Raw genomic sequence first — 14,970 nt, forward strand, 5'->3', positions numbered from 1 at the left:
CCCTACTGGTGCTCCTCGACGCTGGTGTCGATCAGCGCCTTGTTGTAGCGGGCGAGTGCTGCCACCTGGGTCGCCCAGCCGACGAGGCGGTCGCGGTCGCCGGGTGAGACCACCGGAACCCGTTCGGCACCGGATGAATCGAAAACGCGCAACGCTGTCTCCAGCGTGTCGGTCGGGTTGAGCACCGTCTCGCCCGCGTCCTCCGGCAGGTCGCTCGACTCACCATCGCCGATCCGGGTCATGAAGTCGGCGACAACGATCTGCTTCATCAGCACCTGGTGCGGCCCACGTTTGACCACGTAACCGCGTGCCTCAAGCTGGGCCTGGAAGAACGAACGGCCGAGCACCGCGTAGGAGAGTCCGTTGCCGATCGACACGGTGAGCATCAGCGCCAGCGACAGGGCGAAGCCACCCGTCAACTCGAACACCATGACGATGGTCGAGATCGGGGCGCCAAGCACCGCCGCGGCGACCGCGCCCATGCCGAGGATGGCGTAGAGCCCCTCGCTCGATCCGAAAGCGGGAAACACCGAGGCGGCGATCAGGCCGAAGGCACCGCCGGTCATCGCGCCGAGATAGAGTGCCGGCGAGAATACCCCGCCGCCGAAGCGCGACGCCAGCGCGATCGCGGTCGCCGCGGTCTTGGCGACGATCAGCGCCAGCATCATGGCGAGCGGCAGTTCGTCCTTCAGTGCCGCGTCGGTGGTGTCGTAGCCGACGCCGAGTACCTCGGGGAACCAGATCGCCAGACCGCCGATCAGCAGGCCGCCGACCACAGGCCGGGCGACCAGCGGCATGGAGATATTGCGGGCGATCCAGTCGGTGGTGATCATTGCGAGCTGGAAGGCGATGGCGACGACGGCGGCGATGACGCCGAGAAGGATGAAGGCCGGGATCTCAAGATAGGAGGTGATCTGGTAGGCGGGCACGGTGAAGGCGGCGACGTCGCCGAACCATGCCTGCGAAACGATGGTCGCGATCACCGAAGCGAGCACCAGCGGGACGAAGCTGCCGACGGCGAAGTGACCAAGGATCACCTCCTGGGCGAACAGAACACCGGCGATCGGTGCGTTGAACGAGGCGGCGACCCCGCCGGCCACGCCGCAGGCGAGCAGGGTGCGTCGGGCAGCGTCGGGCAGATGCAGCTTGCGGCAGAGCGTCGTACCGATCACCGCGCCGAGGTGGACGATCGGTCCCTCGCGGCCGGCGCTGGCGCCGGAGCCGAGAGAAACGGCGCTCGCCGCCGCGCTGATCAGCCCCTGGCGGAAACCGAGGCCGCGGCCGGCATGGATTCGCGCCTCCATCACGTCGGGAACCGCTCCGGTGCGCTTGGCGGTGAGCGCATATTGCAGGATCAGGCCAACGACTAGGCCACCGACGGCCGGGGCGAGGAGGAGCACCCACCACGGCTGGGCGCGGGCGGCTTCGGCCACGTTCTCCGTTATCGTCTGCAGCCAGGGCCACTGCACCGCCCCGATCGCCAGCCGGAACAGGATCGCGGCGATGCCGGTCGCCAGCCCGACGAGTGGCGCCAGCAGCCAAACCACCGGCTGGCGGTCGTCGGCGAACTGCTTGAGGTTGGGGACCGTCCACTGGCGAAAGGTCCGGGCTAGGATGGGAATCCGCGGCAGCATCCGCCACCACTAGCGGTCCCCATCCTCCGGCTCAAGCAATCGGGTGCTCGCTCAGGCCGCGAGACGCCGGCGCAGGGTCGCCAGCGGCCGGCCGTCGATCACCGCCAGGCCGAAGCCGATCGCGGCCATGCCAAGGAAATGGTGCGCCGACAGGCGTTCGCCGAGAACCAGCGATCCGAGCAGGATAGCACTCACCGGAACGAGGAACGTCACCAGCATCAGGTTGACCGCGCCGGCCGTGGCGAGGATGCGGTAATAGATGATGTAGGCGAGGCAACTGGAGAGCGCCCCGAGCGCGACGACACTGCCGACGACCTGCCAACTTGGTGCCGGAAGGGACCAGGGGTGATCGAAGACCAGCGACAGCGGGATCATCATCACCGCCGCGGCGATGAACTGGCCGGCGGCCGAAACCAGCGGCGGCTGACCGAGTCGGGAGAAACGTCGGGCGTAAACTGCCGAGAGCGCATAGCTCAGCCCCGCGCCGAGAATGGCGAGTTGGGCCCATAGATGCTGGCCGACGTCGGCCAGCAAGTCTACGCCCATCATGATGGCCACGCCACCAAACCCGATGATGACGCCGATCACGCGAGCAAAGGTCATGCGCTCGTCGCGGGTGAAGAGGTGCGCGACGATCACGGTGAAAAAGGGCGTGGTGGCATTGAGAATCGACGCCAGGCCGCCCGGAATCTGGGTCTGGCCCCAGGCGATCAGGCTGAACGGGATGACGTTGTTGAGGATGCCCATACCCGCGAAAGCGGCCCAGATCGGGAGGCCGGTTGGCAGTTGCCTACCGACTGCGCGAACGACGAGATAAAGTAGCGCGGCGCCGATCGCGACCCGAACGGCAACGACCGTGACGGGGGGCAGCTCGGTGACCGCGACGGCTATGAAGAGAAAAGAGCCGCCCCACAGAACCGACAGTGCGATCAGCAGTGCCCATTCCGAAGGGGTCATCGTCTGGTGGACGGTTGGCGGCATATGGCTGGAATCCCCGTGGCCGTCGATTCTATGTCGGATCGGTGCCAACGACATCCCGTTTCTTGCCATCGGGCTTGGCGGCGTTTCGAAATATTGAGAATCCGCGTTGATTAGCGCTTTGGCTCAAATCGGCCACTTGGTAACGTCCATCCGACAACCAGAACCAGGAGGCCCCGCCCAAGCCATGACAGTTGCAGTCGCGGTCGAACCTGTTGCACGCAACGACGCAGGAATAGCGGTGGCTCTCCCCATCCTTGCGCAGCGGTTTGGCGAGCGTTTCGTTAAGTCCGAAGCGGCACGGCGGCAACATGGCCACACCCTGACGTGGCTCGCCAACCAGCCGCCGGATGCGGTGGTGTTCGCTGAATCGACCGACGATGTCGTCGACATCGTTCGGATTTGCGCGGACCACCGGGTGCCGGTCATCCCGTTCGGGGCCGGATCCTCGCTCGAAGGTCACGTCAACGCACCGGGCGGTGGCGTGTCGATCGATCTCGGCCGGATGGATCAGGTGGTGGCGGTTCACGATGCGGATCTCGATTGTGTGGTCGAGCCGGGAATCACCCATCAGGCCCTCAACGCTTACCTTCGCGACACCGGGATGTTCTTTCCGATCGATCCAGGGGCTGAGGCGTCGATAGGCGGCATGGCTGCGACCCGCGCGTCGGGGACCAACGCCGTGCGCTACGGCACAATGCGCGACAACGTACTCAACCTCACCGCGGTGATGCCGGATGGCTCGGTGGTCAAGACGGGTCACCGCGCGCGGAAGTCCTCCGCCGGCTACGATCTCACCCGCCTGCTGATCGGATCGGAAGGCACGCTCGGCGTCATCACCGAACTCACGCTCAGGCTCCATGGTCTGCCGGAGGCGATTTCGGGGGGCGTGTGCCCGTTCAAGACCATTGAAGATGCCTGCCAGGCGGTCATCATGACTATGCAGACCGGCATTCCGGTGGCGCGGATCGAACTACTTGATGCCCTCCAGATCAAGGCGTGTAACGCCTATTCCAAGCTCGATCTTGAGGAGACGCCGACATTGTTCCTCGAGTTCCATGGAACGCCATCTTCGGTGAAGGAGCAATCCGAAGCATTCGGTGCGATCGCAGCCGACTACGGGGCCGGAACTTTCGTTTGGGAGACGACGCCAGAGGCGCGCAGCCGCCTTTGGAAAGCCCGGCATGACGTCTACTGGGCGGTGTCGGGATTGCGCCCCGGCGCCAGCGGCATTGCGACAGACGCCTGCGTGCCCATCTCTCGATTGGCCGAGTGCGTCAGCGAAACGGCCGCGGATATCGAGGAAACCGGCCTGGTTGCCCCGATCGTCGGTCACGTCGGAGATGGCAATTTCCACGTTACGATGCTGGTGGATGTCAAAGACGCTGATGAGGTTCGCCGTGCAAAGGCGTTCGTTGGGCGATTGAACATGCGAGCGATCGCCATGGACGGGACCTGCACCGGCGAACATGGCATTGGTCAGGGCAAAATGAAGTATCTTGAGACGGAGCACGGCAAGGGGCTTGATGTGATGCGGGCCATCAAACGAGCGATCGACCCCGACAACATCATGAATCCGGGCAAGATCGTGACCGTACCGTAGAAACTGCCGGGGCGCGACTCGTGGAAGGAGACCTAAGCTGAACCGGCTCTACATCATTGTTGGTGGCCTTGTCGTGATCGCGCTGTTCACGGCGCTGATCGCTCCTTGGTTCATCAACTGGGACGATTACAAGGCGACCTTCGAGGCGGAGGCGGAGAAGATTCTCGGCCAGCCTGTTCGCGTGCATGGATCGGCCGATGCGTCGATCCTACCCGCGCCGTCGCTGACCTTCACCGATGTCAAGGTCGGCGACACCGAGGGCCAGCCAATGATGACGGTCGAGCGGTTCGCTGTGACCATCGAGCTGATGCCGCTGCTGCAGGGCGAGATTCGGGTCACCGCCATGGAACTGGACCGGCCGACCGTGCGCGTCTCGGTCGACGATGTCGGTCAGGTCGATTGGCTGCTGCGGTCGGATGCTTCACGGACACTCGATCCCCAGGCGGTCGTCTTGTCCGGGGTGCAGATCACCGACGGTACGATCATCTACACGGACGCCGGTGCTGGCGCCGCGGTGACCCTGGCGGATATACGCGCGACGATCGAAGCGCGCTCGCTTGCCGGACCCTGGCGGATCGACGGAAGCTACGCGACCGACGGGACGCCGGTCCAGTTTACGGTGGCGACCGGCGTTCGGGAGGCGGACGGTTCACTGCGAGTCCGCTTCGATGCCACGCCAGGCCAATGGCCGATAGCAGTATCGACAGACGGGGTAGTTCAAGGCGGGACCGACGGGCCGTCCTATACCGGCACCTACGATCTCACCCAAATCGTCATATCGGATGGGAATCGGGTGGGCGATGCGACTGGCTGGCGGAGCGAGGGCAGCTTCGTTCTGACCCGCGATCGGCTGGCGATCGATCAGGCGATCCTCTCCGAAGGGCCGCCAGACAGACCGTCGAGCCTTGCCGGATCGGCGATCATAGAACTCGGCGAAGAGGCTCGCTTCGAAGCTACTATGCAAGCGCGCCAACTCGACCTCGACCGGTCGCTTGGGGCTGGTCCCACCCAGCCGGTGGAAGTGGGCGCCGCGGCAAACCGCTTTGTCGAATGGCTCTCCGGCATTCCGGTGCCGACCATTCCGGGACAAGTCCGCTTCAACGTTCCGGGCATTGTGGTTGGCGGAAACGTCATTCAGGACGTGAAGTTTCGCGCCCGGCCCGAAGATTATGGCTGGCGGATCGAGGGATTGCAGGCGCGGCTTCCTGGGCAGGCTGCGTTCCAGGCCGACGGCAGATTGTCGACCGGCGAGCAGGTCGGCTTCGGCGGTTTGGTAAGATTGGCGGTCGGGCAACCGGCTACCTTTGCGGCCTGGTGGCGTGGTCGCAGTCAGGACGGTGCCGGCCGGCTGCTTGCGCCGTTCGAGCTGTCCGGCCGGGCGACCGTGACGCCCGGCAGCATCGCCGTCGAGGACATGACGACCCGGATCGACAACGCGACGGTCGCGGGCGGTTTCTCGTGGTCGCGGTCCGGGGATTCGGACACGCGAAGCCTGCGGACCGATTTGCGGGCCGATCGCCTCGACTTCATCCAGATACGGGCGTTGGCTGAACTCCTCGGCGGCCGCGATCTGTCGGACGCGGCGGCCATTGCAGACAGCTACGCGATCAAGCTGGTCGCCGGCGAACTTGCCACCGAGGATGTCACCATGCGGGACGTCCAGATCGATGCTGCCTTTGCCGACAACGACCTGACCGTCAACGGCATCATCATCGGTGATATCGGCGGTGCGAACTTCGAGGTTACCCGTGGGCAGATCGAGGACGTGCTGACCCAACCGCTGGGTCGGCTTGAGGCGCAACTCACCGCAAGTTCGCTCATCGGTCTGGCCCGGATCGTCGACCGCCTGGCGCCGGATACTCAGTTTTCGCAGTGGCTGATGCGCACGGCGCCGGCGCTCGAAGCGACGACCGTGTCGATGACGATTGATTCCTTCGCCGAGAACGGAGCGCCCAACTCCCAGCTGATCATTCGAGGCTCGGCCGGCGCGTCGCGTTTCGACACGACCGTTGAGCTGATTGGTGCGCCAACCGAATGGCGATCCGGCGGGGTGCGGATCGCCGGCTCGCTAACGTCCTACGATGCCGTCGCCGTGGCGCGACAGGCTGGGCTCGACGCCAGCGATGTGGAAATCGGCGGCGCGCGGATCGACTTCGAAGCATCGGGTGTCCCGGAGATTGGACTCGACGCTGAAGGAAAGGTCACCTTCGGGAATCTCAAGTTCGAGACCGGGGGAACGCTCATCCTCCCCGCCGATCTGCCGCCGAAGTTCGAAGGCGCCTATGCCCTCGAAGTCGAGGACGCGGCGCCGCTGCTCGGGCTGTTCGGTGTCACGGTCCCTGGGACCGAGTCCGGCGCCCGTGTCCAGATCGCCGGCAATGTTGCGACACTGGGGGCGTCCGCCGACCTAGCGTGGACGAACGGCCAAATTGCTGGCCAGCGGGTCACCGGCGCTTTGCGACTGGCCGAAGGCTCGGCCGGAGGGTTGAAGATCGACAACGGGCGGCTCGATCTGGCATCGGTTGACTTGCAGTGGCTCGCGTCCCTCGGATTGGGCTTTGCGCCGGCGCCTAGTGAGAATTCCGAGGAGCCCTGGTCGCGGGAGCCGTTCCGTGAACCCGTTTACGGTGGGCTGGCGGCGGACCTGGAAGTGACAACGCGTCGTCTGATCATCGACAACACGCTGGATGTCGCCAACGCGACGCTCAAACTCGCCCTGGAGCCGAACAGCGTCGACATCGCGCTGGAGTCCGGTGAGATGATCGGCGGAGGCGTCGTCGGCGGCCTATCGATCGGGAATGTCGGCGGCAATGCGAACGTGTCGGGTTGGGTTCGTCTTGTCGGCGCGTCGCTCGATTCGGTGATCTGGCGCCGGGCGGGCCGAGCGGTGGCGACTGGAACGCTCGACTTTTCGACGGATTTCGAAGCAACCGGTCGGTCACCCGCGGGCCTGATCTCATCCCTGACGGGCGGGGGGACGTTGGCGGTCACTGACGGCGAAGCGCGCTATGTCAATCCGCGTGCCGCCACGCTGGTCATTCGGGCGTCTGATCGCGGACAACAGTTCGACGAGGATCAGCTCCGCGAGCTGTTTGCCAGTTACATCGACGGCGGGTCACTGGCCTTCAGCGCGGCCGAGGCGGCGTTCTCGATTGCTGCGGGGACGGTTCGGATACAGAACATAGCCGTTGCGACGGATGCGGCCGGGACGACTGGAAGCGCCGCGATTGACCTCAATACTCTGGAGATCGACAGCGACTGGACGCTGACGCTCGAGTCCGGCGACGTTGAGGACGAAGGCCCACCGCCGCAAGTTGGTCTGGTGTTTCGCGGCCCGATCGGTTCGCCGGAGCGGCTGTTTGATGTGCTCCAGTTCAACTCATACCTCAACATTCGGCAGGAAGCGCGGATTCAGCAAATCCTGATCCTGGAAGAAGAGGCGCGGCTGGAGCGTGAACGGCTGAATCGCCTTAGGCGCAAGCTTGAGGAGGACGCGGCACGCAGCGAACGGGAGGAGCAACTGGCGCGCGAAGCCCGACAGATTGCCGCTGCCAATATCGACGGGCTTCAACTGGAGCGTGGCATCAACGTTGCGGCCGCGGCGGAGGTAGAGCGCGTTGCCTGGTGGGATCGAATGACGGAGGCGCGGACGGCGAAGCTCGCAGCGATTGACGAGGCCGACGAAGCCGCCGCGTCAGCCGAAGCGGCGGCGGCGCGCGCTGCCGAGGCCGAGGAGGCAGTTGATTTTGCCACAGAGCGGGCCGCCGGTGCGGCAGGTGTTCAAACGGCGGCCAGCGAAACGCTTGCCAGTGCGAACCGCGATCTTGCATCGGTTGAGCAAGCCGCCGCCGAAGCGGAACAAGCGGTCGTCGATGGCGAGTCGCAGTTGGCCAATGCTGAAGAAGCTGTTTCACAAGCCGCCGAAGCGGTCTCCAATGCCGACGCCGAGGTTGCCTCGGCGAGCGAACGTGAGAGTACCGCGGTTGGACAATACGATGCTGCGGCGGCCGCCGCTGAAGCCGCGCGGAACACCGCGGCGTCGGCTCGCGCGTCGTTGGATGGGGCCAGGGCCAATGCCGACGAGCTGTCGGATCAGGCAGACGCCGCCGCGGAGGCTCTGGAGGCGGTGTCGGAGGAAGCCGTCACTGCTGCTGCCGCGCTCACGGTTCAGTTGAAGGTCGAGGAGGCGGCGATCGCCAAACGGGTCGAAGCGGAAACTGGGACAACCACGAACAAGGAGCGGGCCGAGGAAGCGGAAGCGGCTGCCCAAGTCGCGGAAGCGACACTTGCCGCGGCGCAGAGTCTGGCGGAGCAAGCCGAAGCAGCAATCACAACGGCGGAGGCGGAACTCGCCGATGCGGAGCGCGAAGCGCTGGTTGCGGATGACCGGCTCAAGAATGCCCGCGAGGCATGGGACGCGATTGCCGAGACCCAAGAACGGATTCGCGATGAGCTTGCACGGCTAGTCGCGGAAGTCACGCTGGCACCGGAAAGCGAGCCGGTCGATAACACGGACGCCCTGGAAGTTGCCCAACAGGCATTGGGCGAGGCCGAGGCGGAAGCGACCGAGGTCGATGCAGCATTGGGCGAGGCGGAATTGTCGGCGGCCGAGGCGACGAATCGGGTCGCCGATGCCACGACAGCGCTCGAGGCGGCGCGCACGGCGGCAATCCAGGCGTCGGAGGAGGCCGATTCGCTGGTCGCCCCTACCGACGCGGCGCGTGCAGCCGCTGCTGAAGCGAAGGCAAAGGCGCAGGTCGCGACGGCTATGGCCTCTGCAGCCGGGACCACCGTCGAGTCGGAGTCGGCCAAGACGGAGGCCGCCCAATCGAAAGTGGCGACATCGGATGCGGCGGTCGAAGAGGCGGAACGGCTGGTCGCGGAAACGCGGGATCGTGCGGATCAAGCAGCGTCGGAGGTGGAAGCTGCGACCGCCGTTGCTGCCGCCGCCGATGAAGACGTGGCGCAGGCCGAGGCCGCTGTCGCCGAAGCGGAGGCCGCACGTGCCGAAGCCGCTGCAGCCTTCACCTCCGCGAACGAAGCAGCGACCACCGCGAAGGCACGCCTAACGACAGCGGAAGCCCAACGAACGGAAGCCGAAACGGCGCTCGCTGCGGCCCGCGACGCGCTGGATTCCGCCAATCAGGCGGTGGCTGAGGCGACGGTTGTGGTGGACGAGAAACGACAGGCAGAGGCTGGCGCGCTTGGGGCTGCCGAGGAGGTTCTCGCCGCTCTCGAAGCAGCGCGCGCGAGCGCGGCGGAAGCGAGGGAAACCGCGGCTTCCGCGCGGGCTGCCGCCGAAGACGCGGCGGAACGGGCGGCGGCTCTACCTGATGGTTGGCCGCCGATCGAGCGCTCGGCGACGGGTCGCGCCGGGGGGACCGACGGCGACTCGACACCGACCGACGCCGCGCTCGACAGCGGCGACGCGGCGCGCGACAGGGCGTCGGAGCGCGACGTCATCCCGATTTCCGACAACCCGCCGATCATCCCACGGCTGAGGCCCGATCGTGACACGGCGACGACGACCGTGGAGCCGGTTCCGCTGATCGATGTCGTCCCGGTGCTGCCGACCGACGCCCGTCCGCTGGTGATCACGCCGACGACGGCGAACTAACAACACCACAGAAAGCGGTCACGGCTTGCCCGAGGCTGGGGCGCGCCGATAGTGATCGAGAACGAACACGCGGATCGCCGATGACAGATTGCCCGTCGGCGACCGCCCGCGGTCGATCGATGCAATTGTCGTTGCGATGCTTTCGCCGCGTTCCGATGCGATCTCACCGAGCGCATGCCAGAACGGGTCTTCGATCCAGATGCTGGTGCGGTGGCCGGCGATGGTGATCGACCGCTTCATCGACCGAGCATGCTAGGCGTCGTCGGTATCGCGGCGGTGCTCGTCGAGATGGCGCGCTGTCTTCTCGCGCTCGGCTTCGAGCGCGCGACGTTCGATCTTCGACAATCCGTGCCACTGCCGATTTGCTTCAGCCCTGGACTCCTTGTCACGGCGCGCCTTTGCCTTGCGCGCTCGGCGGAGATTGACGATCTTCGCGGCCATCAGCTTGGTCCGATCATCCGTTCCGGACGGACGATGGCGTCGAACTCCTCCGCGGTGACGTAGCCGAGCCGCGTCGCCTCTTCGCGCAGGGTCGTGCCGTTTTTGTGAGCCGTTTTGGCGATTTCGGCGGCCTTGTCGTAGCCGATCTTCGGGGCAAGGGCGGTCACCAGCATCAAGGAGCGCTCCACGCCAGCGGCAATATTGTCGTGGCGGGGCTCGATGCCGACGACGCAGTTGTCGGTGAACGCGTGGGCCGCTTCCGCCATGAGGTCGGTCGACTGGAGAAGGTTGTAGGCCATCACCGGATTGTACACGTTGAGCTCGAAGTGTCCTTGGCTTCCGGCCACGGTCATCGCGGTATTGTTGCCGAACACCTGGACGCAGACCTGGGTCATCGCCTCATTCTGAGTCGGGTTGACCTTGCCGGGCATGATGGACGAGCCGGGCTCGTTCTCCGGCAGCGCCAGTTCGCCAAGCCCGGCGCGCGGCCCTGAGCCGAGCAGGCGAATGTCATTGGCGATCTTGAACAGCGACACTGCGACCGTGTTGATGGCGCCGTGGGTGAATACCATCGCGTCGTGGGCGGCAAGCGCTTCGAACTTGTTCGGTGCCGAGGTGAAGGACAGACCGGTGATGGCGGCGACCCGGTCCGCGACCCGCTCGGCGAAGCTTTCCGGTGCGTTGAGGCCGGTGCCGACCGCGGTACCGCCCTGGGCGAGTTCCATCAGCTTCGGCAACGTCATCTCGATGCGGGCGATGCCGTTCTCAATCTGCGTCGTGTAGCCGGAGAACTCCTGGCCGAGGGTCAGCGGAGTCGCGTCCTGGGTGTGGGTACGACCGATCTTGACGATGTCGCGCCACGCCTCGGCCTTGTCGTTCAGCGCGTTGCGCAGCTTCTGCAGCGCGGGGATCAACCGATGGACGATTTCCTCCACCCCGGCGATGTACATCGCACTCGGGAAGCAGTCGTTGGACGACTGGCTCATGTTGACATGGTTGTTGGGATGCACTGGGTCCTTGGACCCGAGGGCACCGCCGAGGATTTCGATCGCGCGATTGGCGATGACCTCGTTGGCGTTCATGTTCGACTGGGTTCCCGATCCAGTCTGCCAGACCACCAGCGGAAAGTGAGCGTCGAGTTTGCCTTCGATCACCTCCTGGGCGGCGTCGACGACTGCCTTGCCGATCGTCGGATCAAGGCGCCCGAGGTCCATGTTCACTTCGGCCGAGGCCCGCTTGATGATGCCGAGACCGCGAACAACCGGCTCGGGCATGCGCTCGCCACCGATTGGGAAGTTGCGGATCGACCGCTCGGTCTGGGCACCCCAGTAGCGGTCGGCCGGGACCTCTATCGGCCCGAAGGTGTCGGACTCGGTGCGGGTTGCCGCTGTCGCATCGCGTGGCGGCTGGAAGTGGGACCGTTTACCCATGGGATTCAGTTCTTCTTGCGGAAGGCGTCGAGGCTGACCACCTCTGCTTCGCCCGGTTGGGCCTCGGCCTCATCGGCGGTTTCCGTGCCGTCAGCCTCGTCGGGACTGTTGTCCGGCTGGGGTGTTTCGCCAGCCTCCGCCGCGGGTACCGGAAGCGGCGTCGGCTCTTGCGTCTGCGCCGTTTCGACCTGATCGACCGCGTCCTGGTTCTGTTCGGTCTCGTCGAGGACCTGGGGTCGTTCGCCAGGCAGGGCGCCCGGCTTGGACGCGATCTCGAACTGCAGGCTGAAGCGTACCGATGGGTCAGCGAACATCTTTATCGCGGTGAACGGGACGTGCAGTCGTTCCGGGATGCCATCGAAGGATAGACCAACATCAAAGGCGTGCTCGGTTACGGCCAGATCCCAGTACTGGTGCTGAATGACGATCGTCATGTCTTCCGGATACTGTTCCAGCAGCCGGCTTGAGATGCGGACGCCCGGCGCGTGGGTGGCGAATGTGATGAAGAAATGATGCTCGCCCGGCAGACTGGTGCGGGCGACTTCCGATAACACCTTGCGGACAACGCCGCGTAGCGCGTCCTGTGCAAGGATATCGTAGCGAATATGATCTTCAGCCATGGACCCCGATACCGATTGGAGCCTGGCGACCCCGAAGTCGAAGTGGAGGCTTCTGTTGCCAGGTGCCTCCGAACCCCGCCTTACGATGCAAATCGCAAGGACTTGAGATGAGGTAGCATCACTGCATTACGCAGCGAGGCGAGCCTCTGCATAGTTGTCGTTGGCAACTATATGTTTGGCCCGGTAACGGCGGGTACCATACCGAGCGAAAGCTCACCCTTTACACCCTCGTCGATCCTATTTCGCCCCCACCGGAACCCGCTGTCTGTCCTGACGGGCTCTGGTGGAGGCGCCGGGTACTGCCCCCGGGTCCGCAGAGCTTATTACGATGGCCATTTATCGCCATAGCTGGATCACTCCAGCGCTAAGGAATATAGGGATTCGGGGCCGCGATGGGAAGCCGGCGGCGTTTCGGGCTTTGACCGCGAACCGGTGGATGTCGAGGGTGGCTTTCAGTCCGCCAAGCGTTTAGTACGGTGTTGTCTGGCGACAGGGCGCTTCGGCAGCTGCCCATCGTGCGCCGTTTCGATCGTCATCCGCGATACTCAAGGTCGTTCCATGGCTCGCTTTGCGCGCACCGCGGTCGTTCTCGGCCTGCTCAGCGCCGTCGGACCCTTCGCGATCGACATGTACCTGCCGGCGTTGCCGGCGATCGGTAGCGACCTCGCTGCCGATCCCGGGGCTGTCCAAGCGAGCGTCCTCGCGTTCTTCGTCGCGGTCGGCTTGTGTCAAGTCATATACGGGCCGCTGGCCGACATTTACGGCCGTCGCCGGCCACTGTTCGTGGGCCTGACTCTCTACGTGATCGGCGGGATCGGCTGCGCTCTGGCTCCCAACATCGAGACGCTGATTGCCATGCGGTTCCTGCAGGGTGTCGGCGCGTGTGCCGGTATGACGATACCCCGCGCGGTGGTTCGCGATCTGCACAGCGGTCCGGACGCCGCCCGGCTGATGTCACTTATCATGTTGGTATTCAGTGTCTCGCCGATGCTGGCGCCACTGACCGGCAGCTTGGTCGCCGAGGCGATCGGGTGGCGGGCGATTTTCTGGACTGTGTCCGGCGTCGGTCTCGCCGTCCTGGCGCTCGCAGCGTTCGCTCTCCCGGAGACTCGCCCGCCGGAGAGGCAGATGGCCAGCAATGCCAAGGACATTCTTGCCGGCTACGGTCGCGTTTTGCGCGATTCAGCGTTCATCGGCATCACCATGATTGGTGGCTTCGGCATCGCATCGTTTTTCATATACCTGACGGGCGCCTCGTTTCTTTTCATCGACTACTTCGGCCTCACGCCACTGCAATTCAGCTTCATCTTCGCGAGCAATGCGGTGGCATTTATCGGTTTTGCCCAGTTCAATGGCTGGGCTGGCGCGCGCTTCGGTCTGGCACGGGTCGTCCTCGTGGCGACGACAGTGTTCGCGACGTTGACGCTGTTGCTGTTCGTCATCACGATCACCGTCGGCGCGGGCCTGGTGCTTTTGTGGGCGATGCTGTTCGCAAGCTTCGGCGCGCTCGGCTTTGTCATGCCGTCCACTGCTGTGCTGGCCCTCGATCGTCACGGACCGGTAGCCGGCACCGCGTCGGCACTGCTCGGAACCCTACAAATGCTGGCCGGAGCGACGATGACAGCTCTGGTCGTGGTATTCGCCGATGGATCGCCGCTGCCGATGGTGGTCGGGATGGCAGTCTGTGGCGTCATCACCGCAGGGCTCGCGTGGTCGCTGTTACGCAGTCCACCGCCCCAGCCGGTGCCCGCGGAGTAAGAGCCTGTGGAGATCGCCGCCGGCTCGTGAGCAGCCGTCAGCAGCGTGGTATCCTAGGCCGATTCTCGCTGGGTGAGCCTTGCGCAACGTATGAAGCAGTATCTCGACCTGATGCGATTGGTGCTTGAAAACGGGGCGGTCAAGACCGACCGGACCGGGACCGGGACGCGATCGGTCTTCGGCTATCAGATGCGTTTCGACCTCGCCGACGGCTTCCCGTTGGTCACCACCAAGAAGCTGCACGTCAAATCGATCATCCACGAACTGCTGTGGTTCCTCGCCGGCGACACCAACGTTGATTACCTCAACCGCAACGGGGTCCGGATCTGGGACGAGTGGGCGGACAAAAACGGCGATCTCGGCCCGGTCTACGGTGCCCAATGGCGCGCTTGGCCGACACCCGATGGCGGGACGATTGACCAGATTCGAAACCTGGTTGACGGCATTCGCACGAACCCGGATTCGCGCCGGCTGATCGTCACGGCCTGGAATCCCGGCGACGTCAATCGTATGGCGCTGCCGCCGTGCCACTGCCTGTTCCAGTTCTACGTCGCCGACGGGCGGCTGTCCTGTCAGCTCTATCAGCGCTCCGCCGACATTTTCCTTGGCGTCCCGTTCAACATCGCGTCCTACGCGCTGCTGACGATGATGATCGCCCAGGTCACCGGCCTCAAACCCGGCGACTTTGTCCACACGCTGGGTGACGCCCACCTTTACAGCAACCATGTCGAGCAGGCGCGGCTGCAACTGACCCGCGACCCACGGCCGTTGCCCACCATGCGGATCAATCCGGATGTCAGCTCGATCTTCGATTTCGTCTACGACGATTTCACCCTGGTCGCTTACGATCCGCATCCGCACATCAAGGCCGCGGTCGCGGTGTAGGCTG

The 14,970-nt window shown here is 64.9% G+C and carries 10 protein-coding genes and 1 other RNA gene; 4 read left to right on the forward strand and 7 right to left on the reverse strand.

What is annotated here, in order from left to right; genetic code table 11:
- Nucleotides 1-2 precede the first annotated feature (2 nt).
- Complete coding sequence (locus ACO076_RS10960) at nt 3-1,634, reverse strand: chloride channel protein (protein ID WP_421722871.1); 1,632 nt, start codon at nt 1,632-1,634, stop codon at nt 3-5.
- A gap of 51 nt (nt 1,635-1,685) precedes the next feature.
- Nucleotides 1,686-2,615, reverse strand: coding sequence for a DMT family transporter (locus ACO076_RS10965; protein WP_421722872.1), 930 nt, complete (start codon nt 2,613-2,615; stop codon nt 1,686-1,688).
- 184 nt (nt 2,616-2,799) lie between these two features.
- Here ACO076_RS10965 and ACO076_RS10970 point away from each other — a divergent pair, with 184 nt between their 5' ends.
- A complete protein-coding gene (locus ACO076_RS10970; protein WP_421722873.1) occupies nt 2,800-4,215 on the forward strand; it encodes an FAD-binding oxidoreductase in 1,416 nt (471 codons plus the stop codon).
- Nucleotides 4,216-4,270: 55 nt separating this feature from the next.
- Nucleotides 4,271-9,832, forward strand: a complete 5,562-nt coding sequence (locus tag ACO076_RS10975; protein ID WP_421726718.1) for an AsmA-like C-terminal region-containing protein — start codon at nt 4,271-4,273, stop codon at nt 9,830-9,832.
- An 18-nt stretch (nt 9,833-9,850) separates the two neighbouring features.
- On the opposite strand, the gene ACO076_RS10980 is transcribed toward ACO076_RS10975, so the two are convergent.
- The 5 genes from ACO076_RS10980 to ssrA form a co-directional block, all read right to left on the reverse strand.
- Entirely contained in the window at nt 9,851-10,072 is a 222-nt protein-coding gene (locus tag ACO076_RS10980; protein WP_421722874.1) for a ribbon-helix-helix domain-containing protein, read from the reverse strand.
- Nucleotides 10,073-10,084: 12 nt separating this feature from the next.
- Nucleotides 10,085-10,273: a DUF4169 family protein gene (locus ACO076_RS10985; RefSeq protein ID WP_421722875.1), complete on the reverse strand. Its 189-nt coding sequence runs from the start codon at nt 10,271-10,273 to the stop codon at nt 10,085-10,087.
- A complete protein-coding gene (gene fumC / locus ACO076_RS10990; RefSeq protein ID WP_421722876.1) occupies nt 10,273-11,703 on the reverse strand; it encodes a class II fumarate hydratase in 1,431 nt (476 codons plus the stop codon). The genes ACO076_RS10985 and fumC overlap by 1 nt, the downstream gene beginning before the upstream one ends.
- Before the next feature lie 5 nt (nt 11,704-11,708).
- On the reverse strand, nt 11,709-12,323 hold the full coding sequence (locus ACO076_RS10995; RefSeq protein WP_421722877.1) for an SspB family protein: 615 nt from the start codon (nt 12,321-12,323) through the stop codon (nt 11,709-11,711).
- A 41-nt stretch (nt 12,324-12,364) separates the two neighbouring features.
- Nucleotides 12,365-12,726, reverse strand: a transfer-messenger RNA (tmRNA) gene (ssrA, locus tag ACO076_RS11000).
- 155 nt (nt 12,727-12,881) lie between these two features.
- Here ssrA and ACO076_RS11005 point away from each other — a divergent pair.
- Nucleotides 12,882-14,081, forward strand: coding sequence for a multidrug effflux MFS transporter (locus ACO076_RS11005; RefSeq protein ID WP_421722878.1), 1,200 nt, complete (start codon nt 12,882-12,884; stop codon nt 14,079-14,081).
- 90 nt (nt 14,082-14,171) lie between these two features.
- On the forward strand, nt 14,172-14,966 hold the full coding sequence (locus tag ACO076_RS11010; RefSeq protein WP_421726719.1) for a thymidylate synthase: 795 nt from the start codon (nt 14,172-14,174) through the stop codon (nt 14,964-14,966).
- Nucleotides 14,967-14,970: the final 4 nt, after the last annotated feature.

Origin of the sequence: Bauldia sp. (assembly GCF_965232525.1) — a bacterium.
Lineage (GTDB): Bacteria > Pseudomonadota > Alphaproteobacteria > Rhizobiales > Kaistiaceae > Bauldia.

Coding starts and splice junctions, on each gene's coding strand:
- fumC (WP_421722876.1), bottom strand. CDS start 11,703: ATGGGTAAACGGTCCCACTTCCAGCCGCCACGCGATGCGACAGCGGCA.
- ACO076_RS10985 (WP_421722875.1), bottom strand. CDS start 10,273: ATGGCCGCGAAGATCGTCAATCTCCGCCGAGCGCGCAAGGCAAAGGCG.
- ACO076_RS10995 (WP_421722877.1), bottom strand. CDS start 12,323: ATGGCTGAAGATCATATTCGCTACGATATCCTTGCACAGGACGCGCTA.
- ACO076_RS10980 (WP_421722874.1), bottom strand. CDS start 10,072: ATGAAGCGGTCGATCACCATCGCCGGCCACCGCACCAGCATCTGGATC.
- ACO076_RS10965 (WP_421722872.1), bottom strand. CDS start 2,615: ATGCCGCCAACCGTCCACCAGACGATGACCCCTTCGGAATGGGCACTG.
- ACO076_RS11005 (WP_421722878.1), top strand. CDS start 12,882: ATGGCTCGCTTTGCGCGCACCGCGGTCGTTCTCGGCCTGCTCAGCGCC.
- ACO076_RS11010 (WP_421726719.1), top strand. CDS start 14,172: ATGAAGCAGTATCTCGACCTGATGCGATTGGTGCTTGAAAACGGGGCG.
- ACO076_RS10970 (WP_421722873.1), top strand. CDS start 2,800: ATGACAGTTGCAGTCGCGGTCGAACCTGTTGCACGCAACGACGCAGGA.
- ACO076_RS10960 (WP_421722871.1), bottom strand. CDS start 1,634: ATGCTGCCGCGGATTCCCATCCTAGCCCGGACCTTTCGCCAGTGGACG.